This is a genomic window from Flavobacterium sp. I-STPP5a (assembly GCF_009764685.1).
Classification (GTDB): Bacteria; Bacteroidota; Bacteroidia; order Flavobacteriales; family Flavobacteriaceae; genus Flavobacterium.
In genome coordinates this window covers 60,788-85,605 of sequence record NZ_VHLM01000055.1, presented here as the reverse complement: position 1 = coordinate 85,605, position 24,818 = coordinate 60,788, and the positions used below count along the sequence as shown (strand labels likewise).

General features: G+C 32.2%; 24 protein-coding genes. 13 read left to right on the top strand and 11 right to left on the bottom strand.

Translation table 11 applies throughout. The features are described 5' to 3' along the window. The first annotated feature begins 232 nt into the window (after window positions 1-232). The 5 genes from FJV36_RS10230 to FJV36_RS10210 all read left to right on the top strand — a co-directional run bounded on the left by FJV36_RS10230 (window position 233) and on the right by FJV36_RS10210 (window position 5,793). Window positions 233-1,633, top strand: coding sequence for an arginine decarboxylase (locus tag FJV36_RS10230; RefSeq protein ID WP_158729762.1), 1,401 nt, complete (start codon window positions 233-235; stop codon window positions 1,631-1,633). Between the two features lie 93 nt (window positions 1,634-1,726). Continuing rightward, complete coding sequence (locus FJV36_RS10225) at window positions 1,727-2,698, top strand: deoxyhypusine synthase family protein (protein WP_158729763.1); 972 nt, start codon at window positions 1,727-1,729, stop codon at window positions 2,696-2,698. A gap of 9 nt (window positions 2,699-2,707) precedes the next feature. Continuing rightward, window positions 2,708-3,109 (top strand): DNA primase, encoded by a 402-nt coding sequence (locus FJV36_RS10220; RefSeq protein ID WP_158729764.1) that lies wholly within the window; start codon window positions 2,708-2,710, stop codon window positions 3,107-3,109. Window positions 3,110-3,199: 90 nt separating this feature from the next. Continuing rightward, on the top strand, window positions 3,200-5,311 hold the full coding sequence (gene recQ / locus FJV36_RS10215; protein ID WP_158729765.1) for a DNA helicase RecQ: 2,112 nt from the start codon (window positions 3,200-3,202) through the stop codon (window positions 5,309-5,311). 8 nt (window positions 5,312-5,319) lie between these two features. Continuing rightward, window positions 5,320-5,793, top strand: a complete 474-nt coding sequence (locus FJV36_RS10210) for a DNA-deoxyinosine glycosylase (RefSeq protein ID WP_158729766.1) — start codon at window positions 5,320-5,322, stop codon at window positions 5,791-5,793. 4 nt (window positions 5,794-5,797) lie between these two features. Here FJV36_RS10210 and FJV36_RS10205 read toward each other — a convergent pair whose 3' ends face one another. The 4 genes from FJV36_RS10205 to FJV36_RS10190 form a co-directional block, all read right to left on the bottom strand. After that, the gene (locus FJV36_RS10205) at window positions 5,798-6,313 is read right to left on the bottom strand and encodes a DinB family protein (protein WP_158729767.1); all 516 of its coding nucleotides are present in this window, start codon (window positions 6,311-6,313) and stop codon (window positions 5,798-5,800) included. Window positions 6,314-6,324: 11 nt separating this feature from the next. Beyond that, window positions 6,325-8,910 (bottom strand): phosphoenolpyruvate carboxylase, encoded by a 2,586-nt coding sequence (locus tag FJV36_RS10200; protein ID WP_158729768.1) that lies wholly within the window; start codon window positions 8,908-8,910, stop codon window positions 6,325-6,327. 88 nt (window positions 8,911-8,998) lie between these two features. Beyond that, window positions 8,999-9,478, bottom strand: coding sequence for an Lrp/AsnC family transcriptional regulator (locus tag FJV36_RS10195; RefSeq protein WP_072943262.1), 480 nt, complete (start codon window positions 9,476-9,478; stop codon window positions 8,999-9,001). A 76-nt stretch (window positions 9,479-9,554) separates the two neighbouring features. Further along, on the bottom strand, window positions 9,555-10,709 hold the full coding sequence (locus tag FJV36_RS10190) for a M14 metallopeptidase family protein (protein WP_158729769.1): 1,155 nt from the start codon (window positions 10,707-10,709) through the stop codon (window positions 9,555-9,557). 310 nt (window positions 10,710-11,019) lie between these two features. Between FJV36_RS10190 and FJV36_RS10185 the strand changes: the two genes are divergently transcribed. Next, a complete protein-coding gene (locus tag FJV36_RS10185) occupies window positions 11,020-11,490 on the top strand; it encodes a helix-turn-helix transcriptional regulator (RefSeq protein ID WP_158729770.1) in 471 nt (156 codons plus the stop codon). A gap of 78 nt (window positions 11,491-11,568) precedes the next feature. Here the strand turns inward: FJV36_RS10185 and FJV36_RS10180 are convergent, their stop codons facing one another. Beyond that, on the bottom strand, window positions 11,569-12,120 hold the full coding sequence (locus FJV36_RS10180; protein WP_158729771.1) for a 1-acyl-sn-glycerol-3-phosphate acyltransferase: 552 nt from the start codon (window positions 12,118-12,120) through the stop codon (window positions 11,569-11,571). A gap of 61 nt (window positions 12,121-12,181) precedes the next feature. Between FJV36_RS10180 and FJV36_RS10175 the strand changes: the two genes are divergently transcribed. Further along, window positions 12,182-12,847 (top strand): spermidine synthase, encoded by a 666-nt coding sequence (locus FJV36_RS10175; RefSeq protein WP_158729772.1) that lies wholly within the window; start codon window positions 12,182-12,184, stop codon window positions 12,845-12,847. 12 nt (window positions 12,848-12,859) lie between these two features. On the opposite strand, the gene kdsB is transcribed toward FJV36_RS10175, so the two are convergent. The 4 genes from kdsB to FJV36_RS10155 all read right to left on the bottom strand — a co-directional run bounded on the left by kdsB (window position 12,860) and on the right by FJV36_RS10155 (window position 16,473). Next, window positions 12,860-13,585, bottom strand: a complete 726-nt coding sequence (kdsB, locus tag FJV36_RS10170) for a 3-deoxy-manno-octulosonate cytidylyltransferase (protein ID WP_158729773.1) — start codon at window positions 13,583-13,585, stop codon at window positions 12,860-12,862. Window positions 13,586-13,688: 103 nt separating this feature from the next. Beyond that, window positions 13,689-14,519, bottom strand: coding sequence for a 4,5-DOPA dioxygenase extradiol (gene ygiD / locus FJV36_RS10165; RefSeq protein WP_158729774.1), 831 nt, complete (start codon window positions 14,517-14,519; stop codon window positions 13,689-13,691). A gap of 98 nt (window positions 14,520-14,617) precedes the next feature. Further along, a complete protein-coding gene (locus FJV36_RS10160) occupies window positions 14,618-16,039 on the bottom strand; it encodes an ATP-dependent RecD-like DNA helicase (protein WP_158729775.1) in 1,422 nt (473 codons plus the stop codon). Window positions 16,040-16,191: 152 nt separating this feature from the next. Beyond that, window positions 16,192-16,473, bottom strand: coding sequence for a hypothetical protein (locus FJV36_RS10155; RefSeq protein WP_158729776.1), 282 nt, complete (start codon window positions 16,471-16,473; stop codon window positions 16,192-16,194). Between the two features lie 485 nt (window positions 16,474-16,958). Between FJV36_RS10155 and FJV36_RS10150 the strand changes: the two genes are divergently transcribed. From FJV36_RS10150 to FJV36_RS10130, 5 genes are all read left to right on the top strand, one after another. Further along, entirely contained in the window at window positions 16,959-18,539 is a 1,581-nt protein-coding gene (locus FJV36_RS10150) for a bifunctional response regulator/alkaline phosphatase family protein (protein ID WP_158729777.1), read from the top strand. 72 nt (window positions 18,540-18,611) lie between these two features. After that, window positions 18,612-19,019: a tRNA (adenosine(37)-N6)-threonylcarbamoyltransferase complex ATPase subunit type 1 TsaE gene (gene tsaE, locus FJV36_RS10145; protein ID WP_158729778.1), complete on the top strand. Its 408-nt coding sequence runs from the start codon at window positions 18,612-18,614 to the stop codon at window positions 19,017-19,019. Between the two features lie 6 nt (window positions 19,020-19,025). Continuing rightward, a complete protein-coding gene (locus tag FJV36_RS10140) occupies window positions 19,026-19,499 on the top strand; it encodes a GNAT family N-acetyltransferase (RefSeq protein ID WP_158729779.1) in 474 nt (157 codons plus the stop codon). A gap of 81 nt (window positions 19,500-19,580) precedes the next feature. Further along, window positions 19,581-20,780 (top strand): alanine dehydrogenase, encoded by a 1,200-nt coding sequence (locus FJV36_RS10135; RefSeq protein WP_167496929.1) that lies wholly within the window; start codon window positions 19,581-19,583, stop codon window positions 20,778-20,780. A gap of 35 nt (window positions 20,781-20,815) precedes the next feature. Further along, entirely contained in the window at window positions 20,816-21,190 is a 375-nt protein-coding gene (locus tag FJV36_RS10130; RefSeq protein WP_086453736.1) for a DUF4258 domain-containing protein, read from the top strand. A gap of 160 nt (window positions 21,191-21,350) precedes the next feature. On the opposite strand, the gene ung is transcribed toward FJV36_RS10130, so the two are convergent. Both ung and FJV36_RS10120 read right to left on the bottom strand, forming a co-directional pair. Continuing rightward, window positions 21,351-22,031, bottom strand: a complete 681-nt coding sequence (gene ung, locus FJV36_RS10125) for a uracil-DNA glycosylase (RefSeq protein WP_158729780.1) — start codon at window positions 22,029-22,031, stop codon at window positions 21,351-21,353. Window positions 22,032-22,079: 48 nt separating this feature from the next. Then, the gene (locus FJV36_RS10120; protein ID WP_158729781.1) at window positions 22,080-22,415 is read right to left on the bottom strand and encodes a nuclear transport factor 2 family protein; all 336 of its coding nucleotides are present in this window, start codon (window positions 22,413-22,415) and stop codon (window positions 22,080-22,082) included. Window positions 22,416-22,614: 199 nt separating this feature from the next. Here FJV36_RS10120 and FJV36_RS10115 point away from each other — a divergent pair, with 199 nt between their 5' ends. Next, window positions 22,615-24,780 (top strand): DNA mismatch repair protein MutS, encoded by a 2,166-nt coding sequence (locus FJV36_RS10115; RefSeq protein ID WP_158729782.1) that lies wholly within the window; start codon window positions 22,615-22,617, stop codon window positions 24,778-24,780. The last annotated feature ends 38 nt before the right edge of the window (window positions 24,781-24,818 follow it).

Below are 24,818 nucleotides of genomic sequence, written 5' to 3'. Positions count from 1 at the left end.
ATGAAAAAAAGCCGAAACAAATTCAAGTATTGCTCTAATAAAAACAGTAACAAAATGTCCTTTTTAAGGATGTTAAAGCGTTTTTATTCTATTAAGGGAAATTTTAGTTTTGATGTTTTTCAATACATGAAATCAGAAACTGAGAAACTTCAAATTGTGTATGCTAATATTAGGGTTTGAATGATAGATTACACTATTTTTTTTAAATATTTAATCTACAAAACCCACATCCATGAATACTAAATATTCTGATTTAATAAATCAAACATACTATTTTCCTCAAGAAGAATTTACACTAAATAAAGACCACCTACTTTTTCATAATATTGATTTAATGAAATTAGTAGAGCAATACGGTACGCCTTTAAAATTTACCTATTTGCCTCAAATTTCTAATAACATTAGCAAAGCAAAAAGCTGGTTTAGAAAATCAATGGAAAAAAACAAGTATGAGGCAAAATATTACTATTGCTATTGTACTAAAAGTTCTCATTTTGAATACATTATGAATGAGGCTTTCAAGAATAACATTCACATAGAAACCTCTTCAGCTTTTGACATTAACATTGTTGAAAATTTAATGGAGAAAGGCAAAATAAACAAAAGTACCTATGTAATTTGTAATGGTTTTAAAAGAGATCAATACATAGAAAATATTGCTCGTTTAATTAATAACGGACATAAAAATACAATACCAATAATTGACAATTTTGAGGAGTTAGACTTGTTACAAGGTCAAATTAAAAATAAGTTCAAAATAGGTATTCGTATTGCTGCTGAAGAAGAACCTAAATTTGAGTTTTATACCTCAAGACTTGGCATTGGGTACAAAAATATCGTTCCCTTTTACAAAAAGGAAATTAAAGAAAATAAAAAATTGGAACTGAAAATGTTGCACTTTTTTATTAATACAGGAATCAATGATAATGCATATTACTGGAATGAATTAGTAAAATGTATTAAGGTTTATGTAGCGCTCAAAAAAGAATGTCCTACACTTGATGGATTAAATATCGGTGGAGGTTTTCCAATAAAAAACTCATTAGCTTTTGAATATGATTACCAATATATGATTGATGAAATCATTAATCAAATAAAAATTGCTTGTGATGAAGCTGAAGTTGATGTGCCAAATATTTTTACTGAATTTGGATCGTTTACAGTAGGAGAAAGCGGTGGTGCAATCTATCAAGTTTTATATCAAAAACAACAGAATGATAGAGAAAAGTGGAATATGATTGATTCATCATTTATCACCACTTTGCCAGATACTTGGGCCATAAACAAAAGGTTTATTATGCTTGCAGTGAACCGTTGGAATGACACTTATGAACGGGTACTGTTAGGTGGAATGACTTGTGATAGTGATGATTATTACAACTCTGAACAAAATATGAATGCCATTTATTTACCTAAATACAACAAAGAAAAACCATTGTATATCGGGTTTTTTAATACCGGAGCTTATCAAGAAACTATTGGAGGTTATGGTGGTTTACATCACTGTTTGATTCCGCAACCTAAACATATCTTAATTGATAGAGATGAAAATGGTATTCTAGCAACAGAAGTTTTCTCAGAACAACAAACATCTCAAGATGTTTTAAAAATTTTAGGTTACGATCGAAAATAATTCTTTCTAAATAAGTGAATAATCCAAAAAAATGTTAAATTTGAGATGATTTTAACATAAAATAAAAAAAAAGATTTTAAAATTTATATAAAAATGAGTAAAGGACCAATCAGTCAGTTTATCGAAAAGCATTATTTGCATTTCAACTCTGCATCTTTAGTTGACGCCGCAAAGGCATATGAAGACCAATTAGCAAATGGTGCAAAAATGATGGTAAGTATGGCTGGAGCTATGAGTACTGCTGAGATTGGAAAGATATTCTCTGAAATTATTCGCCAAGATAAAGTACATATTATATCGTGTACTGGAGCAAATCTAGAGGAAGATATCATGAATCTTGTTGCTCACTCTCATTACGAAAGAGTTCCAAATTACCGTGATTTAACACCTCAAGATGAATGGGATCTTTTAGAGCGTGGTTTAAATCGTGTGACAGATACATGCATTCCTGAACATGAGGCTTTTAGACGCTTACAAAAGCATATTTACAAAATTTGGAAAGATGCTGATGATAAAGGAGAGCGCTATTTTCCGCATGAATTCATGTATAAAATGTTACTTTCTGGAGTCTTAGAAGAGTACTATGAAATTGACCTTAAAGACAGTTGGATGTATGCCGCTGCCGAAAAAAACTTACCAATTATAGTTCCAGGATGGGAAGATAGTACCATGGGTAACATTTTTGCTTCATATGTCATAAAAGGAGATTTAAAAGCATCTACCATGAAATCTGGAATTGAATATATGGTTTACCTTTCAGATTGGTACCCAAAAAACAGTTCAAATGGAATTGGATTTTTTCAAATTGGTGGAGGTATTGCGGGAGATTTCCCTATATGCGTTGTACCAATGTTGTATCAGGATATGGAAATGCATGATGTTCCATTTTGGAGCTATTTCTGTCAAATTTCTGATTCAACTACAAGTTATGGTTCTTATTCAGGAGCAGTACCAAATGAAAAAATTACTTGGGGTAAGCTAGATATTAAAACACCAAAATTTATTATTGAGTCTGATGCAACTATTGTTGCCCCATTAATATTCGCTTATTTATTAGATCTATAATATACATTTATGAAAAGAGTAATTGTTGATTACGCAAAACTTACGAATGAAATTTTAAACCTTCTTGTTGATAAATTTCCAGATGGTTATGATGATTCAAACGTTATTAGTTTTAGAAACGCCAAAAATGAATTAGTGGAAGCAGTGGAAGTTCGAACTGAAGATACCATTTATTTAGTAAAAGTAAGTACTAAACTAGCTGATAGAATTGAAAACTACGATGAAGATGATGAAATAATGATTGATGACGTGGTAGAACCAATTAAAGGTTTAGACCTAGATGACGACATTGATGACGATGATGATGACGAAGTAATTGACAAGCCAGATACTGATTTAGGTGATGATGAAGATGAAGACGACGTTGATTCAAAAGATTACGCAGACGATGATGAAGAAGAGGAAGATTAATTAACTCAAATTTTCTACCTATTGATACAAAAGGAACTCATAATAGAGTTCCTTTTTTTATTACTTATAAGAATGTAACTATTTTAACAAATGACCCAAGCTGTATTACACGCTAAACTAAAAGAAAGTTTTGGATTTGAAAAATTTAGACCAAATCAAGAAGACATAATTAACAGCATTCTTTCAGGACAAGATACGCTAGCAATTATGCCCACAGGTGGCGGAAAATCAATTTGTTTTCAATTACCTGCTTTACTTTTTCCAGGGATTACAATTGTCATCTCACCTCTGATAGCTTTGATGAAAGATCAAGTGGATAGTTTAAAAGCGAATGGAATTGAAGCTTGCTTTATCAATAGTAGTCAAACAGAAAGTGAAAGAAATTTTTATACGGAACGTTTACAATCAAATACTATCAAACTAGTTTATGTTGCGCCTGAAAGCTTGTCTTTTTTAGATAATCTCTTTAACACGTTAACTATTAGTTTAATTGCAATTGATGAAGCGCATTGTATTTCATCATGGGGACATGACTTTAGACCTGCATATACCAATTTGGGTTATTTAAAAAACAGGTTTCCCTCTACTCCTATCTTGGCGTTGACCGCCACAGCCGACAAAGCAACTCGCAAAGATATAAGCAATCAATTAAATTTAAAAAATCCGAAATTGTTTGTTGCTTCTTTTGATAGGAAAAATTTAAGCTTAGAGGTGCGTCCCGCACTAGATCGAGTGCAGCAAATAATAGAATTTATTCAAAATAAACCAAATGAAGCGGGAATAATATACTGCTTGAGCAGGAAAACAACCGAGGAACTTGCCGAAAAACTTCAAAAAAATAGCATCAATGCAAAAGCATATCATGCTGGTTTAGATAGTAGCGTTCGTTCAAAAACCCAAGATGAATTTATAAATGATGATTGTAATATCATTTGTGCTACTGTTGCTTTTGGAATGGGGATTGATAAATCAAATGTTCGCTGGGTTATTCACTACAATTTACCTAAAAACATTGAAGGCTATTATCAAGAAATTGGTCGTGCAGGTAGAGATGGTTTGCCATCAGAAACAATTATGTTTGAGAGTTACGGAGATGTTATTCAGCTTCAAAAATTTGCATCACAAGGATTAAACGCTGAAGTACAATTGGCAAAACTGGAACGTATGAAGCAATATGCCGATGCACTAAGCTGCCGAAGAAAAATACTCTTATCCTATTTTGGTGAATTAGTATCCGAAAATTGTGGAAATTGCGATATTTGTAAAAATCCACCATTATTTTTTGACGGAACAGTTCTGGCTCAAAAAGCTCTTTCAGCTATCGTTCGATTGCAAGAACTAGAGCCTTTACCTGTAATTATTGATTTTTTAAGAGGATCTAAAAATGCTTATATTTTTGAAAAAGAATATCAAAATTTGAAAACCTATGGCGTAGGTGCTGATCAATCTTGGTACGATTGGAACCAATACCTAATTCAGCTAATCAATTTGGGCTATTGTGAAATTGCATTTCATAGACAGAACAAGATTAGACTTACCACTTTGGCAAAAAAAGTTTTATTCGATAATGAAAAGGTCCAATTAACGGCTGTTCAAAAATTAAATGTAGAAAAACAAGAAACTAAAGTAAGTAAAAGTAAAACAGTAGCAAATTCTCTTTTTGAAAATTTAAGGAAATTGCGTTACGAAATTTCTAAAGAAGAATCAGTTCCTGCGTATGTCATTTTTAGTGATGCGGCTTTACGCCAAATGGAAACCGAAAGACCTACCAGTGAAAATGAATTACTAGCCATAGATGGTGTGGGTAAAGCTAAATTAGAAAAATACGGGTCTGCTTTTATACAAGCAATACTTGATTTTCAAAAATCCAAAGGTGTTAAAAAGAAAAAAGAGGCTACAACATATAAAGAAACTTTTGATCTGTATCAACAAGGATTATCAGTTGAAGAAATTGCTCAAAAAAGAAAACTAGGTTTAAGCACGATTATGTCGCATCTAGCAAAACTTTTTGTTGACGGTAAAAACATTGATTTAACTCCATTTATATCTGATGATGAAGTTATAGAAATTTCGGTGGCCAAAACCAAACTTGAAGCACCAAGTACATTAAAACCTTATTTTGATTACTTTGAAGAAAAAATAGATTATGGTAAAATCAGATTAGGATTGGCAATTTTAGAAAAAGAAAATTCAGTTCTATAAAATTTTATATGATTCATTCATTCCCTCCTTTTGTAAATGCACAAACTAAAATTTTAATTCTAGGAACTATGCCAGGAATAGCTTCATTAGAAAAGCAAGAATATTATGGAAATAAAAGAAATCATTTTTGGAAAATAATGTTTACGCTATTAGATAGTTTTCCTGCAGCTGAAGAATTTGAACAAAAAATTCAAGTGCTTCAAGCAAATAATATTGGGCTTTGGGATGTTTTAAAAAGTTGTGATAGAAACGGAAGTTTGGATATTCATATTAAAAATCACAAAGTGAATGATTTTGAGACTTTATTTATCCAATTTCCATCAATAAAAACAATTGTGTTCAACGGAAAAGAGAGCCATAAGTATTTTTTGAAGAAATTTGGACAAATAAAAGGCATCACGTATTGTGTGATGCCTTCTACGAGTCCTGCAAATACAATGTCGTTCGATAACAAACTTAAAATTTGGTCAACTGCTTTTTAATACATTATAAATATCTTTCTTCAAAAACTTTTTGATGATGTTTTTGATGACCAATCATAATGAATCCAATTGCTCTAACTGATATTGCTGAGTTAGATGCAGTTCCAATTCTTGTAAATTGATCTGAACTTAAGCTTTTAAAAAACAATAAATTAGAATGACGAACAGCAGATAATTCTGTAAGCAATTCTTGAATGCTTCTTTTAGAAGCCTCAGTATTGATTACATACGTATTTTCATCAAAACCAGGTAAAGGCGTTTGATCGTTTCTAGAGATTCGTAAGGCTCTATATGCAAAAATACGCTCCGTATCAATTACATGCTGAATAATTTCTTTAATATCCCATTTTCCATCAGCATACCTGTAGTCAAACTTATCCATAGGAATGTTTTGAACAAATTTAATGAACTCATGTAATGAAATTTCTAATTCGTCAATAAGATCTACCTCTCCTAAAGCTTGAATATATGGAGCATAGAAGGGAGCATATTCATTAATTGGTAACTGTGTTGATTTCATATTTGTATTGTTTAAGCAGAGTTTCTACTGGCGTTTGTATTTCCAAATAAAGAACGGGTTACTATTTTCTCGTATACCTTAATTAAAGCTTCGTCTGGTTTCGATTCTTTATTCAATTCATTTATTCTTAACAGTGCATATTGTTGTATTGTTAACAATGGCAATACAATACGCTCTCTTATTTGAATTGATGCTTTTCCATCAGGATAATTCTCCATTAATTCCTTATGACCAGCAATTTTTAATAATAATCGTTTTGTTTCTAAAAATTCGTCGTAAATAATTTGCCAAAAAGGTCCAAATTTGGGGTCCTTTTTCATATAAGCTGTTAAAGGAAAAAACGATTTTGCCAGTGCCATCATGCTGTTTTCTAGTAATGTTTTAAAGAACAAAGAATTGTCATATAAATCTTGTACTTTATCCCATTGATTAGAATCTTCAAAGTGTTTTAATGCAGAACCTACTCCGAAAAAACCAGGTACATTTTGCTTCAATTGACTCCAAGAACCTACAAAAGGGATTGCTCGTAAATCCGCAAAATCTAATTGAGCTGATTTACTTCTCTTAGCTGGTCGACTCCCTATATTAGTCTTAGCATAGTATTTTAGCGTACTCATTTCCTCTAAATAAGGAATAAAATGAGGGTGATTTTTAAAACTTAAATATTTTTCGTACCCCAAATTTGCCAGTTGATCTAGAATATCCTTATCGCTAATAGATAATTCGTTTTGATTATGATCAAAAACTTGGTTACTCACTCCGGCACTCAACAAGTTTTCTAAATTGTATCGGCAGGAATCCAACGTTCCAAAATTAGAGCTTATTGTCTGACCTTGAACAGTAACTTGAATTTCATTATTCTCAATATTAGGTCCTAACGAAGCATAGAATTTATGTGTTTTTCCTCCACCACGAGCTGGAGGTCCACCTCTACCGTCAAAGAAAATAACTTTAATATTGTATTTTCTAGAAATCTCCGTAAGCATTTCCTTCGCTTTATAAATACTCCAATTTGCCATTAAATACCCACCATCTTTTGTTCCGTCAGAAAAACCTAACATAATAGTTTGCTTATTGTTTCTGTTTTTCAAATGCTCAGCATAAATGGTATTGGTATATAATTTTTCCATTATAACATCAGCATTTTGTAAATCCTCTACTGATTCAAAAAGAGGTACAATATCAACAGTAGGATTTTCCCAATTACTCAAACGAAACATAGCCATGGTTTCCAAAACATTCAGCGCACTTTCATTGTTACTAATGATATAACGGTTTGCACCAAATTCACCATTATTTGATTGTATAACACGAATAGCATTAATTGATTCTAATGTAGATTGTGTAATTTCATTTTGAAATACTTTTGGATCTAAATTTCCTCTAACGGTTTCTAGGACTGCAATCTTTTCGTTCTCAGTAAGGTTTTTGTAGTTTTTTGGAAAAGTAGTTGATTCAATTTGGTGACAGTGATCCACGATGTCACTAAAAACAGCATCATGAATTTTACTATTTTGTCTAATGTCTAGCGTAGCAAAATGAAAACCAAATAAATTCAATTTTATCAATAAAGCATCTAATTCATCCAAATATAGTGATTGGTGCTGCTCAATAATAATTTGTTTAATTTTTAATAATTGAGTGTTGAAATCTTCAAGAGTTATATAAATATCACCTTTTGAATAAAAAACAGAACGATATAGTTTTTGTTCAAGTTCCGTAATCAAAGTATCTACACCAGAGAACGTTAACTTTCTTTTTAAATTTCTTATCTCGATATAATAACACTTTAAAATAGATGTCCTTAAACGTTCAGCTACTTTCAAAGTAATCTCTGTAGTTACAAATGGATTGCCATCACGGTCGCCCCCAGGCCAAAACCCTAATTTTATTAAAGGATTTTTTATAGAATTAGAATTAAAGATATTTTTTTGCAAGTACTGGACAATCTCACCAGAGGTTTGATAAAAAACATTTTCTAGAAACCAAATCAAACTTACTGCTTCATCAAATGGGCTAGGTTTTTCTTTTTGAATAAAAGGAGTTTTTCCTAATTGGGCTAATAATTGTTTAATATCAAGAAGATCATTTTTACGAATGGCTTCGGTTAAATCATTAATTATTCCAAGCACTGCTCCAGGATAAAATTGAGTAGGATGAGCCGTTAAAACTGTTCTAACATTAAAATTCTCCAAGAATTCTACTAATTCCTCTTCATTATCCTTTGAATCTGATTTTTCTTTTATATCCCTTAATGAACCAAGTCCTTCCATATTATTTACAACTGGGAACGCAGCGTCTTCAATAGCATCAAAAAGTACAATTTGACGTTCAATGTATTGGATAAACCGAAACATGATATCTATTTTACCTTGTTCCGTTGCATTATGTAAATATCTCTCTGAAAAAAAATCTACTATCTCTTTAGGTGTCTCTTGTTTTTTAAAACCAGTATCACAAATATCAGTAAAAAGCGGCAATAACGCTCCTGTATTATCTATCGAGTGAAAAGGCAAGGTAATAAAAACACTGTTATAAATATGGTATTTAGATAAGACGTCCTGGTTGAAACGTTCAATTTTGGGTAAAGTATACATAGTTTTATGAAGTTGGTTTAGTTAATTTTTTATAAAAAAACCCCAAGAATAAACTTGAGGTTGTATTTAATTACAGCGCATTCAAGAATTACATGTTTTTGAATATGGTATGCATTAAGCGCTTCTTATCATTAATGCTTTCTTCAAGAGAAATCATAGTTTCTGTACGGTAAACGCCATCAATATCATCAATCATAAAAATAACATCCTTAGCGTGTTTAGTGTCTTTGGCTCTTATTTTGCAAAAAATATTAAACTTACCAGTAGTTACAGAGGCTACAGTTACAAATGGAATTTCATTAATACGTTCTAATACAAATTTTGTTTGAGAAGTATTGTTTAGAAAAACACCCACATAAGCAATAAATGAATACCCTAATTTATCATAATCAAGAACAAGTGAAGAACCCATTATAATCCCTGCATCTTCCATTTTTTTTACCCTAACGTGCACCGTTCCTGCTGATATCAATAGTTTTTTTGCGATATCTGTAAAAGGAACCCTTGTATTGTCTATCAACATATCTAAAATCTGGTGATCTACTTCATCTAAACGAAATTTACTCATAACTCTCTAATTAACATTATTAACTGCTTTAACAAAGCATAAAATTATACATAAAAACAATAAAAAGAGAAAAATATTAAATATTTATCATTCCATTAACAAATTTTATGTTATTATCTAAACAAAAATCGGCTTTTTGATTCAAAATAGGCAAAAACCCGGTGCTGTCAGAATATTTAGCACCATTTGCATCATACTCATAATGACCATGATAGTTTTCCAAGTCGTCTATTTTAGAAAAATAAGCATTAAAAAACAGCTGATTACCAACAATTTCTTCTTTATATTGCGCGGCAAAATTCGTTATTTTTTCGATACCATCATAATTTATCATGACATTTTTATAAATAAAATCATAAAAAACGACCTTATTTTGAGGAATATTCAAATATTTATCGATTCCGTTGCTAACTATATCGTTTTCGCTTAGCGCTTTAAAACCCAAAACAAAAGCTATGAAGACAAATTTTCGTGCTATTTCTCGATCATAATCATTAGGGAAATGACCAGCTTCAAATAAAAGCGTAGGAACTCCTAAAAACTGAAAAGTATCACCAATACAATTAATATTGAAGGAATCGTCAAACCTGCCTATTTGACTTGGCAAATAGTGCATCATACCTTCATTTATAGTTGCTATTAAATCAATTGCTTTTAACCTACAATCATTAATTTCACGAGCATCATTATAAGAAGGAGCCAAGAACGATAATGTAGCAGGCTGACCACTATCGTCTACTCCAAAAATAGTTCTTTGATCGTGCAGATTAAAACAATAATCGGGCTTAAAAGTTTCAAAAACTTGTCTTAAAATCTTGCTTTCTGGCTGAGATAAAAGTTGAGAATCCCTATTTAAATCAATACCATTTGCATTTTCTCTAGTGTACGCCTGCGCTCCATCGGGATTTAACATCGGTAAACATAAAAAAGTGATATTGTCTAACATTTTCGTCGCTAAAGAGTCACTACTCTTTAAAAAAAACAAAAAATCAAGCAATGCTTTTGTAGTTGTACTTTCGTTCCCATGCATTTGAGACCAAAGGAAAACTTTAATTTTTCCTTTACCAGTTTTATAGGAATAAATAGGTTTGTCTAAAACAGACTTACCTATAATTGCTAATTCTCCCGAGGTATTTAAATCAGCTAAAATGTGTTCAATATGATCAAGTGTTATGTATTTCCCATTAATCTCTTGAACTACGTTGTGAATATGTAAAGCTTCTAAATTCATAATTACTATTTAATTTACAAAAGTAAACATCTTTGAAATTACAATTGTAAACAGGTAAAAAACTTCTATTTTTAATATTGTAAACACCTTGAAGGCCTTTAAAAGCCTTTTGACAGTACTGTTTGTAAACAAATGTATTTACTTTAATTGGATATATAGAAATATATGTATATTAAGTAGTTAGTGTATTTTAAATATACTTTTACTTTAGATAAAATAGTGTATTATAATGCTTTTTTGACTTAATATATTGTTTATTGGCTTATATTTGTTACATTTGTAAATAGATACGTTTTAAACATAATTTACAATGGTAAACATCGAAGACTTTATTAAAAGATTAGAAACTATATTGGATTATTATGGACTTAATGCTTCATCTTTTGCAGATAAAATAGGTGTGCAACGGTCAAGTTTGTCTCACCTCCTCTCTGGAAGAAACAAACCCAGTTTGGATTTTGTCTTAAAAATTTTAGATGTTTTTCCCGAAGTTGATTTGTATTGGATTCTAAACGGGAAAGGAAGTTTTCCTAAACTACCAGAAGTTGACGCAAATAATTTAAATGTCACAAAAAATAGAAACAGTTCAAATTTTGGTATCGAAGATAAAAACAATATTCCCGCTGCCGATTTGTTTACTGACTTTACACCTCCTATTCCAAACATAATTTCAGAAATTCCATTTCCTACGAAAAGTAAAACTGATTCAGATCAGGAAGAAATTGAAACAATCATGATTTTTTATAAAAACGGCACCTTTAAACAATATACTCCAAAATAAAAATGCTTCTCTAGAAACTCTAGAAAAGCATTTATTTTTGTGATAATTCAATCTTGTATCAATTTCTAAATTTTAATTTTAGAATTGAATTCCATTTTCGGGAATTTTACCCAAAACTCCTTTGTAGTGTTGTTTCAGTATTGTTAAGTCTTCCTCAATATTGCCAGACGGCTTGACCGGTTGTCCTAAATGAACTTGTTTTCTCCCAAAATCAAAAGAAACAGGAACAATAGGGACTTTAGCTTTTAAAGCGATATAATAAAATCCCGTTTTTAATTCACTTACTTTTTTACGAGTGCCTTCTGGTGCAACAGCCAATCTAAAAGTATCTTTTTTATCAAATATGGCAGCTATTGAATCCACTTTGTTCAACCCTCCACTTCTATCCAGTGGTTCCCCGCCCATATATCTAAAATAAATTCCGAGTGGAAAACGAAACAACTCTTTTTTACCTACCCAATTCATTTCAAGTCCCGTAATTCCTCTTGTAAAAATGCCCAAGTAAAAATCATGCGCGCTGGTGTGTGGCATAACCATCATGACGCACTTTTTTAAATTAGGATCTATTCCGCCTACTATTTTCCACCCCATTAGTTTAAAAAATAGGAATTGGTATATTATTTTTTTCATTATTTAGATTTTGTGACAAAATAAATGATAAAAAACTTATTTTTGGTTAAAACCATTCGTAATGATTAAAAAAATATTGAGTTATTTACTTCCAATTAAAATTTTTGAAACAAAATCAAGCATTAGCCAGTCAATTGAAGTTACTTGGGCAAATGGAGAATTGGTTTTAGATTCAAAAAATGCGAACTACTCTTATGGTAGTTTACAACGTATTTTAAGACTCGGATTGAAAAGTATTGGTTTTGAAAAAATAGTAAAAATGGAACGCATCTTACTACTAGGTGTTGCCGGAGGAAGCGTTATTAAAACACTAGTTGACGATGTAAAATTTAAAGGCAAACTAACTGGAGTTGAGATAGATCCCGAAATTATTCATATTGCAAATACCTATTTCAAATTGAATGAAGTTGAAAATCTGGAAATTATAATCGACGACGCTTTTGAATTTGTGTTAAAAACTAAAGAAAAATACGATTTAATCATCATTGATATATTCCAAGACACGACCATGCCTAATTTTTTATTTGAAACTTTTTTTACCAATAGGCTATGTTATCTGATTAAATCAAAAGGTTTTATTCTATTCAACACCATGATTTTGACCGATGATCAGAACAGTAGAAATAAAAAATATATTACTGATTTTGTCCATCCGCAATTTAAAATTAGAACTATTCCTCGAATAGAAATTCACAACGAACTCATTGTAATTGAAAAATTAGCGTAGTAACTCCTTATATTAAAGCATTTTTCTGGCTTTTTCTAAATCTTCAAGAGTATCAATCCCGATGCCTACGTGTGTGGTCTCGACCATTTTGATTCGTTTACCAAATTCAAGATAGCGTAATTGCTCTAGTTTTTCGGATGCTTCCAAAGATTGCATTGGTAAACTATAAAAATCCAACAAAGCTTCTTTTCTAAAAGCATAAATACCAATGTGTTGCATGTATCGAACACCTACATTTTGCTCTCTCGGAAACGGAATCACAGATCGGGAGAAATACAAAGCAAATCCGTTTTGATCAATTACAACCTTAACATTATTTGGATTATTGATATCTTCTTGATTAGTGATTTCACGCATTAACGAAGCTAAATCTACTTTTTTATCCAAATCATTTCTAAAAACTTCAATAACTTTTGCAAGCGGTTCGGCATCAATAAAGGGTTCATCACCTTGTACATTAATCACAATATCAACATCTAGATTTTCGACTGCTTCGGCAATTCGATCACTTCCAGATTCATGTTCCTTGACACTCTTAATAGCTTTTCCACCATTAGAAATAATTTCGTCATAAATTAAATCGGAATCTGTCACTACAAATACATCATCAAACAATTGCGTGTTTATGGCTGCTTGATAGGTTCTTAGGATTACGGTTTTTCCTCCAAGATCTTGCATTAATTTTGCTGGAAATCGTGTAGAGGCATAACGTGCTGGAATGACTGCTATTATTTTCATATTGGTATAAAAGTTTGTCGCCAAAAATACATTTTTGCAACTAAGGATGAAATTATTTTCGTGCTATTTTAATATTCCTTTTGTGTGGTATAGTTTGCCGATGCTACATTATTTTCACCGAAGTCATACTCAACGATCCTCCCAGTAACTTATCATTGAACAAACTGAGTTCTTCTTGTTTTCCTTTTAAACCCAAAGTATAAATCAAAGGCAAATAATGTTCTGGAGTTGGAATCGCTAATTGGAAAGCTCGGCTTTGTTTTTCAAAATCAATAAGTGGCTTGAAATTTCCGTCTATCAAATAGGTATTGATAGTTTCACGAGCTTCAATTGCCCAATCATAGCCGTAATTATCTTTATCTAAATTCGGAAAATCGACTAATCTCAAATTGTGGATAATGTTTCCGCTACCAACAATTAAAATTCCTTTGGTACGTAAAGCACTTAATTTTTGTGCCAAATCAAAATGATATTGCGGAGGTTTTGTATAATCAATACTTAGCTGAATTACAGGAACATTGGCCTTCGGATATAAATGTTTAATAACACTCCAAGCACCGTGGTCTAATCCCCAATGTTCGTCGAGTTCAACCGCGATCGGCGTCAATAATTGTTTAGTTTCTACTGCTAATTCAGGACTACCCTTAACAGGATATTGCACGTCAAATAACGCTTGCGGAAAACCTCCAAAATCGTGAATCGTTCGCGGCATTTCCATTGCTGTAACTTTGGTTCCGTTGGTATACCAATGAGCCGAAATACACAAAATAGCGTTGGGTTGTGGTAGCGTTTTAGCCAAATTCCGAAATCCAGATACAAATTGATTTTCTTCAATGGCATTCATTGGACTTCCATGACCTAGAAACAAAACTGGCATTTTTTCGGTATTTGAAAAAGAGCCCGAAATTTTATATAAATCGTTTAATGAATTCATAACTAAACTATTTTAAACTTATTGAACCATATAAATCTTATAAATTCATTTAAGTTTTTCTTTGATTTTGGCTAAAATGACTTATATGTTAATATGATTTACTCAACAAAACTATCATCTTTAAAATCAATTAAATACAATTTATTTTTGGCACGTGTCATGGCTGTATACAACCATCTTATATAATCACGGTTAATTCCATCTGGCAAATAAGGTTGCTCTATAAAAACCGTATTCCACTGCCCTCCTTGTGATTTATGACAAGTAATGGCATAAGAGAATTTTACCTGCAAGCCATTAAAATATTCATTCGCTTTTACTTTTTGAAATTGTTTAAATTTAGTTTCACCCTCGTAATCCTTCAAAACTTCTTGATAAAGTCGGTTTGATTCTTCGTACGTGAGTGAAGGAGATTCGCTTTTAATGGTGTCTAAAAGCAAAACAGTTTCAATTGGTTTTTGATCTGGATAATCCACCATTCTTATTTTTACTTTGGCAAATTTGAAGCTGTACAACTCTTTGATGCTAAAAATTTCGAGTACTTCGATAATATCACCATTGGCGATAAAACCTGCCTGGTCAGAATCCTTTAGCCAAAAATAATTGTTCTTCACCACCATTAAAAAATCTCCTGTAGAAAGTTCGCTTTCTTTGTCCAGAATTTTGGTGCGAATTTGTTCGTTGTATTGATTGGCTCTTTTATTAGAGCGCACAATAAATGCGGTATCTTCAATGCTGTAATTACTGTAGGCAGAGTTGATGGCGTCTTGAATATCATAACCGTCTGTCAAACGTACAATGTCTTTGAATTTTTTGAGATCGAATTTAAAATCAGTTATAAAAGATTCCTTGAGTACTTCTCGCAATTCTGTGGCGTTGAATAAAATACCTGAGTTTTCCTCTTGACGCATTACTTCGTCTAGTTCAATATGTTCAACTTCTTTATCGTAATTCATTCCAAGCGTACGAATATCAAGCGCTGGGCTGATATCCAAATTCACCGGAGGCAACTGAGCCGTATCTCCTAATAAAATCATTTTGCAATTCGTACCTGAGTAAACGTATGAAATCAAGTCATCTAATAAAGAGCCGTTTTCATACAACTTAGAATCTGAATTCGTATCCGAAATCATCGAGGCTTCATCGACGATGAAAATGGTGTTTTTATGTTTGTTGGGCTGTAAAGTAAAAGATACGCCACCACCAGAAGATTTTTTAGGAAAATAAATTTTTTTGTGAATGGTAAAAGCAGGTTTGTCAGAATAATTAGCAATCACTTTAGCTGCACGACCAGTTGGGGCCAGTAGAACATATTTTTTATTAATGTCTATTAAGCTGTTAACAATGGTAGAGATTACAGTTGTTTTTCCTGTTCCTGCATATCCTTTGAGTACAAAAATGGTCTTATTCTCTGTTTCAGTCAAAAAAATGGCTATTTTTTGAAAAAAAACATCTTGTTTGTAAGTGGGCTGAAATGGAAATTTTTTTTGTAAAAGACTGTAAAACAAGGAGGAATTCATAAGAATTTTGTTGGCATAAATGAGTATCAAAGATACGTATTAACTATCATTTACGCTACAACAACTTTTTACAAATTGATTGAAACGCGAAACAAAATTGATAGCATCTTTTTTTAGATTTTAAAAATTTTGTTTCGCATAGCTTCTTGGTTTTAAAATAATTTATGAATTCTGTGAATTGGGATCATAACACCTTGTTTCAAAATAATATTTTTATCCGTTACAGCCCAAACAGTGGTATCAACTACTTTTTTTGACTCAAAATCTTCAAAAAATATTTTGATCTTGGAATGTTCCAGGTTTCCTAATGATAACGCTCTGTTGACTTCGCTAATTCTCATTTTTATTTGGTCATTATCTTCTAAAACATCGGTATTAGGGAATTTAAGTGCAGCAATGGCTTCTTTGTCGATAGTTATAAAATCTTCGGTCATGATAGTACTGTTTTAATTAACAATTAGTTAGGGTGATATTTAATGTTTTTGAAAATAATATTATTTGTTCTTACAATTTACTAAACAAAGTGTATTATTAACGTGCTTGTAGTCCTAATTTTTTATTAAATTTTAGGCTAAAAATCTTTATTTTTACAATATAATTAACTAAAAAAGGTGTCTACATATTGTATTTAAACAATTTTAATTAAAATATGTCATATTGTAGTTTAATAAGCGTGAAGGATGGAAGCGGCATCCTTTGCTTTTTTTCTTTAAAAAAGCAAAGATACAGCGCACAGCCTGACCCAAGTGGAGTTTACGGAACTTGGGGGCACGCCCAATGAGAAAATGAAAAAAAAATGAATGGATTAGTTTACCAGTAGATGTCTTAAAATTTTATCAAAATATTAGTAGATTGGAGTGGCAAAATGATGTAATTTGGCACTTTGATTACCTATTATTCAACAAAATTTGACACAGTTATGGACGCGATAAAAATACTTTGGGTTGATGATGAAATTGACCTTTTGAAACCACATATATTATTTCTAGAAAAGAAAAACTACGAGGTTACCACCTGTAACAATGGCTTAGATGCGATTGCTATATTTGAAGAAAACAATTTTGACATCGTTTTTTTGGATGAAAATATGCCTGGAATGAGCGGATTGGAAACACTTTCAGAAATGAAAGAAAAGAAATCAGCAATTCCTATGATCATGATTACAAAAAGTGAGGAAGAGTATATCATGGAGGAGGCGATTGGGTCTAAAATTGCAGATTATTTGATCAAACCCGTAAATCCGAACCAAATTTTACTGAGTTTGAAGAAAAACTTAGATCATTCGCGATTGATTTCTCAAAAAACAACACTCGATTATCAAAAAGAGTTTCGCAAAATAGCGATGGAAATGGGGATGGTGAATTCATTTGAAGATTGGATAGAATTGTATAAAAAATTGATTTTTTGGGAGCTTGAGTTAGAAAACATTGATGATCAAGGGATGATTCAAATTTTAGAATCTCAAAAAGTAGAAGCCAACTCGCAATTTGGTAAGTATATCGAACGAAATTATGAAGATTGGTTTGCACCGATGCCTAAAAAAGTCGCCAGCGTTACCGATGCCGATCGACCAATACAATCGCATACCTTATTTAAAGAGCTAGTGTTGCCGGAACTTAAGAAAAAAGACAAGCCTATTTTATTTATTGTGATTGACAACTTGCGCTACGACCAATGGAAAACCTTTGAAACGGTGGTAGGCAATTATTATAAATTAGAAAAAGAGGTTCCCTACTACTCTATTTTACCAACTGCCACGCAGTATGCAAGGAACGCAATCTTCTCGGGTTTAACGCCCTTAGATATGGAAAAACAGTTTCCACAATATTGGAAAAATGATCCTGAAGAAGGCGGTAAAAACTTGTTTGAAGCTGAATTTTTGACCGCACAAATCAAGCGATTAGGACTTAATATTAAAGAAGATTATTTTAAAATTACGAGTCTTGCTGGTGGTAAAAAATTATCTGAAAGTTTCAAGGCTTTAAAAGATAATGATTTAGTCACCATTGTTTATAATTTTGTCGATATGCTATCGCATGCCAAAACAGAAATGGACGTGGTGAAAGAATTAGCATCTGATGATAAAGCCTATCGCTCTTTGACATTAAGTTGGTTTAAAAATTCGCCTTTGCTAGAAATTATTCAGCAGGCACAAAAAATGGGCTTCAAATTAATTATCACTACAGACCATGGTACTATAAATGTAAAAAACCCATCAAAAGTTGTGGGAGATAAAAATACGAGTTTGAATCTGAGATACAAAACAGGTAGAAGTCTTACGTACGAATACAAAGATGTATATGCAGTAAAAGATCCAAAAAATATTGGCTTACCTGCAATTAATATGAGTAGTTCGTTTATTTTTGCAAAAAGTGATTTGTTTTTGGCCTATGTCAACAATTACAACCACTATGTAAGTTATTACAAAAACACGTATCAACACGGAGGAATTTCTCTGGAAGAAATGATTATTCCGTTTTTAGTTTTTAATCCGAAGTAAAAAAGCAATCAGTCTCAGTTTTCAGTCTAAGACCAAAAACTTAAATTGTCAACTTTAAATAATTTTATCAGAATGGATATCATTTTTTCTATAGATCAGCTAGAAGAAGTAGCACAACAAATTATTGCCCAGAACCCGAATAAAGTCATACTTTTTCACGGTGAAATGGGTGTTGGAAAAACTACTTTAATCAAGCAACTTTGTACATCATTAGGCGTACAAGGCGCAACAAGCAGTCCAACTTTTTCTTTAGTTAATGAATACGAAGCATCTCAAAATCAATTGGTTTATCATTTTGATTTTTATAGAGTAAACAAAGAAGAGGAAGCTCTTGATATGGGTGTTGATGAATACTTGTACTCTGGGCATTGGTGTTTTATAGAATGGGCTGAAAAGATTGAAAACTTAATTCCTGAAACACACTCTGTGATCCATATCGTTGCATTAGCAGATGGAACTAGAAAATTAACTTTGACATAAAAAAGTATGCTACAAGAAAACTTGGTTTCCATAATTCCTTTTTCTGATGACTTGGCAGCGCCAATAAAGACTTTAAATTTAGAGTGGTTGCAGAAATATTTCAAGGTAGAGCCTAAAGATGAAATTGTACTTTCGGACCCTAAAAAAGAGATTATTGACAAAGGCGGAATGATTTTTTATGCCAAATACAACGATGCAATAATTGGAACCGTTTCTTTAATCAAAATAGACCACAGCTGTTTTGAGTTGAGTAAAATGGCGGTAACAGATGGATTTCAAGGGCTGGGAGTAGGAAAAAAAATGATTCTACACTGTTTTGCTATTGCAAAAGAAAAAGGAATAGAAAGAATCATTTTATACTCCAACAGAAAATTGAAATCAGCAATTCACTTGTATGAAAAGTTTGGCTTTAATGAAATTCCACTCGAATCAGGAATTTACGAAAGAGCCGATATCAAAATGGAAAAAATAATAGCTTAAATTTGAGTTTTAATTTACTAAAATGTAGTGCTTTAATTAGCAAAATTTACGTAAATTGGACGCTTAATTCATCATAAAAAAATGTCAATTACTACTACGCCATTCACCAAACAGCAGCTTTTACCTCAAGAAGAAAAGCTAGAGATTGCTAGACATAAAAGTGAACTTTTTATTGGTATTCCAAAAGAAACTAGTTTTCAAGAACGACGTATTTGCCTTACACCCGATGCCGTAAACTCATTGACTTTTCAAGGACATCGTGTGATGATTGAAGCTGGAGCTGGACTTAGTTCAAGTTACACGGACAAAGAATACAGCAATGCTGGTGCCGAAATAACAAGTGATACCAAAAAAGTTTTTGGATGTCCCATGATTTTAAAAGTGGAACCTGCCACACTTAGTGAAATTGAAATGATGAATCCTCAAACGATCATAATTTCGGCCATTCAATTAAAAACGAGAACAAAAGCTTACTTTGAAGCTTTATCCAAAAAGAAAATCATTGCATTAGCTTTTGAATATATTAAAGATGAGGATGGAACCTATCCTGCAGTAAAATCATTAAGTGAAATAGCCGGTACGGCCTCTATTCTTATTGCTGCTGAATTAATGATTACCAATGACCTTGGAAAAGGCTTGTTATTTGGTAATATTACAGGAGTTCCTCCTACTGATGTTGTAATTTTAGGAGCTGGAACTGTGGGCGAATTTGCTGCAAAAACAGCTATAGGTCTTGGAGCTAGTGTCAAAGTTTTTGACAATTCTATTACTAAATTGCGAAGATTACAAAACAATTTAAACCAACGCATTTTTACATCAACCATTCAACCAAAAGCACTTTTAAAAGCGTTAAGACGTTGTGATGTAGCCATTGGTGCCATGAAAGGAAAAGACAGATGTCCCGTGGTAGTTTCAGAAACAATGGTAGAGCACATGAAAAATGGTGCCGTAATTGTTGATGTTAGTATTGATACAGGAGGTTGTTTTGAAACTTCAGAAGTAACCTCACATGAAAAACCTACTTTTATAAAGAGTAATGTGTTGCATTACTGCGTACCTAACATTCCTTCTCGTTACTCAAAAACGGCTTCCTTATCCATTAGTAACATTATTTCACCCTATTTAATGAAAATTGCCGAAGATGGTGGTATTGAACGCGCCATTCGTTGTGATAAAGGCTTAAAGAATGGAGTTTATATGTACCACGGTATTCACACCAATAGTGCCATTGCAGACTGGTTTGACCTGCCTCATAGTGATATAAATTTAATAGTTTTTTAAGAAATTTTTCAAGTACCTTTGCACAAAAATATTTTATGAAATTTTTTCAGCGTTTTGCTTATTATTTAGTTGGTTTAGTGATCGGACTTTTTTTTGTAGCCCTTGTTTTCAGTGGGAAAGACACCCGTTGTAACTATTTTCCAAATGCCAGAGTCTTAAATGACTTGAGAAACAAACCTTTCTATTACTCTGATAAAGCATCTACAATATTGGCGCAAAAATGGATCGATACCGCTGATATAAAAAACTCTTTGCAATATGGTGATGTTGATTTTGACAACAGTAACCTAATTGTAAAAAAAGGAAAAATGTACACCATTGAAGGCAAAACCATCAAAAATCAAGAAGTTGTTTTAAAAATCATCAATTACAGCGACAAGGCTGTTCTAGAAGATATTATCAAAAAATAGTCTCAGCATATTCAATTTTTGGGCGTGCCCCTACGCAAAAGCTTCGGGTCCTGCTGTACGTTCCCGCTTTTCTAGTTGGGCAAAAAAGCCCGCCTAAAAAGAGCTCCACTGCCATCAGTCACGCAAAACAACCTAAAAAAATTAAACATCTTGACTCAGACTAATTATCGGTATTCCAAACAATAGCTTTTTTATTATTCGCTACTAGATAATCATTCACTTGACTAAAATGTTTATAGCCAAACCATTTCCCTTGATTTGCACTCAATGGTGATGGATGACCTGATGTTAAAACTAAGTGTTTGTTCCGATCTATTTTCACTCCTTTTTTTTGTGCAAAACTGCCCCAAAGTACAAATACAATACCTTCTTTTTTAGAATTGATGAACTCAATTACTGCATCAGTAAACTGACTCCATTTTAAATGCTTATGACTATTAGGACTATCCTGTCTCACTGTTAAAGTAGCATTGAGCAACAAAACACCTTGCTGAGCCCACGACTGCAAGTTACCTGATGTAGGCAAAAAAACCGTTCCCAAATCGTCACTCATTTCTCTAAAAATATTTCTTAATGATGGCGGTATGCGCACCCCATCAGCTACCGAAAAACATAGACCATTAGCCTCTCCCACTCCATGATAAGGATCTTGGCCAATAATTACCACTTTTACAGCATCAAAAGAACATTGGTTAAAAGCCTCAAAAATCAATTCTTTAGGAGGGAAACAGATTTGATTTTGATATTCTACCGCCACTTCCTTCATTAAGTCTTGAAAATAAGTTTTTTCTATTTCATTTGCAATAATGGTTTGCCAAGCAATATTTAAATTTGGTAGCATAATGATTTCTTTTAGGAACTTTTTAAAAAATGTATGTATTAAACTTGACTATTGTCGAATAAAAAACACTTTAATGATGATATTGTCTTTAATTGTATAAATTGCTATAACATTTATGTCAATACCATTTGCTCTCCCAATCACAAGTTCTTTGTCTATTACTGTATTGTCAAGAAACATCCTTTCGTTTACAATAGCTTTTTGATTTGGATTAAGTTTCCAAGCATTTTCATAATAGTCTCTCATATTTTGGATTCCTGTGTAAAGTAACTCATTTGGAAAAGTATATATTTCAATATTGTCTGAAAAAAAACTTAAAAACAACTCTAAATCTTGCTTGTTGTATGCGTCTAGTTGTCCTTGAATGATGGTAATTGGATCCATTAAAAATAGTGCTTTTTTATAAAATTTATTGGTACAAATATACAAGAAGATAGAAATAACTTTCCTAAAATTAGTAAAACAAAGCGTTATATATATGTGAGTTTCTTTCTGTTTTTATTTCTTTGAATCTATGTAGAATAACTACTCGTTTCTTTCTTAAAATAAGCTTATTTTTGTAGTTCAAAAGACTGTAGCATAAATGATCTCCATTACCGAAAAAACATTACAAGATTTACAATTTCCAACTGTACTAGAAACAATATCTTCTATTTGCAATACTGATATTGGAAAAGAAAAAGCACTTGAAATAACTCCTTTTAAAGACAAAGAAACTTTGATGCAAGCTTTATTGCAAACCTCAGAGTATGTTTCGTCTTTTCAAAATAACAATGCCATCCCAAATCATGGTTTTGAAGCCATCTCACACGAGATCAAATTTCTTGCTATTGAAGATAGTTTTCTTGAAGTAGGTAGTTTTAGAAAAATTGCAAACCTTTCGAGTACCGTGAATTTTTTATTGCAGTTTTTAAAAAAATTCGAAGACTACTATCCAAACTTAAATCTCAGAGCAAATCAAGTAGAATTGACCAAAGACATTATCACTATGATTGACGATGTGGTTGATAAATACGGTGAAATAAAAGACAATGCCTCTCCAGATTTATTGAATATCCGTAGGAGTATGAATGCGGTGCGCGGAAAAGTAAATCAGAGTTTTGGAACAGCACTAACGCACTATAATTCGTTGGGTTACCTAGATGACATTAGAGAGAGTTTTGTGCAAAATAGAAGAGTGTTAGCTGTTTTGGCCATGTACCGCCGTAAAGTAAAAGGCTCTATCATGGGCAGTTCAAAAACGGGTAGTATTGCGTATATTGAACCCGAAGCAACTTTGCAATATTCCAGAGAATTGAGCAATCTAGAGTACGAAGAAAAAGAGGAAATAACCCAAATTTTAAAGCTTTTATCCAATCAAATCAGACCTTTTTTGCCTTTATTGGTTGAATATCAAGATTTCTTAAGTGACATCGATGTTATTGCTGCAAAAGCCAAATATGCCAATAAAATAAACGGAATTCTACCAACGATTACTGAAGAACGCAGATTGTATTTTAGAGATGCTTTTCATCCTATTTTGTATCTAAACAACAAGCAAAAAAACGAAATAACGCATCCACAAACCATTGAGTTAGGACAAGAAAATAGAATTATTGTAATTTCAGGACCTAATGCTGGTGGAAAAACCATCTCGTTAAAAACAGTTGGTTTATTGCAATTGATGTTGCAATCTGGCATATTGATTCCCGTACACGAGCGCAGTGAAACCTTTTTATTTGACAGAATCCTTACTGATATTGGAGATAATCAATCTATTGAAAATCATTTAAGTACGTATAGTTATCGATTAAAAAACATGAATTACTTTCTGAAAAAATGCAACAGAAAAACTATGTTTTTAATTGATGAATTTGGTACCGGATCTGATCCTGAATTAGGAGGCGCTTTGGCTGAAATTTTCTTGGAGGAGTTCTACCACAGAGAAGCTTTTGGTATCATCACAACCCATTATTCGAACTTGAAGATTCTTGCGAATGAATTACCTTTTGCAACGAATGCCAACATGCTTTTTGACGAAAAAACACTCGAACCATTATATAAATTAGTGCTCGGTCAGGCGGGAAGTTCATTTACTTTTGAGGTTGCACTCAAAAACGGAATTCCTTTTAGCTTGATTAATCGCGCCAAAAAGAAAATTGAAGTTGGTAAAGTACGATTTGATAAAACCATTGCCACCTTACAAAAGGAACGCTCTAAGCTTGAAAAAACGTCGCAAACGCTAAAAGAAGAAGAAAGCAAAGCACGTGAAGAGGGCAAAAAAATGGAAAATATCAATGTAAAAATCAAGCAAAAACTGGAAAGTTACCAAGAGTTGTACGACAGCAATCAAAAAACCATTTATATTGGACAAAAGATTGAAGACATTTCTGAAAAGTATTTCAACAACAAAAATAAGAAAGAACTACTTGGTGAGTTTTTGAAAATTATTGAAATTGAAAATTCTAAGCGTAAAAAAGCTACTGCTAAAGAGACAAAAGCGCAAATTGAAAAAAAGAAAGAAGTCATCCAAGAAGTAACCGTTCAGGTGGAAGAAATTCGAAAGGAAAAGAAAGAGAAAAAACAAAAAGTAGTGGTTGAAAAGCCAAAACCAGTTCTAAAAGTAGGCGATCGAGTGCGTATGTTTGACGGAAAAGCCATTGGAACAATTGACAGTATCGAAAAAAATAAAGCCACAGTCAATTATGGTGTTTTTACTTCAAAAGCAAGCTTAGATGTTTTAGAATTTGTCGAGGCAGGAAAAAAGTAAATGCGGAACAATACAATAATTGTTCTATAATTTTTTAT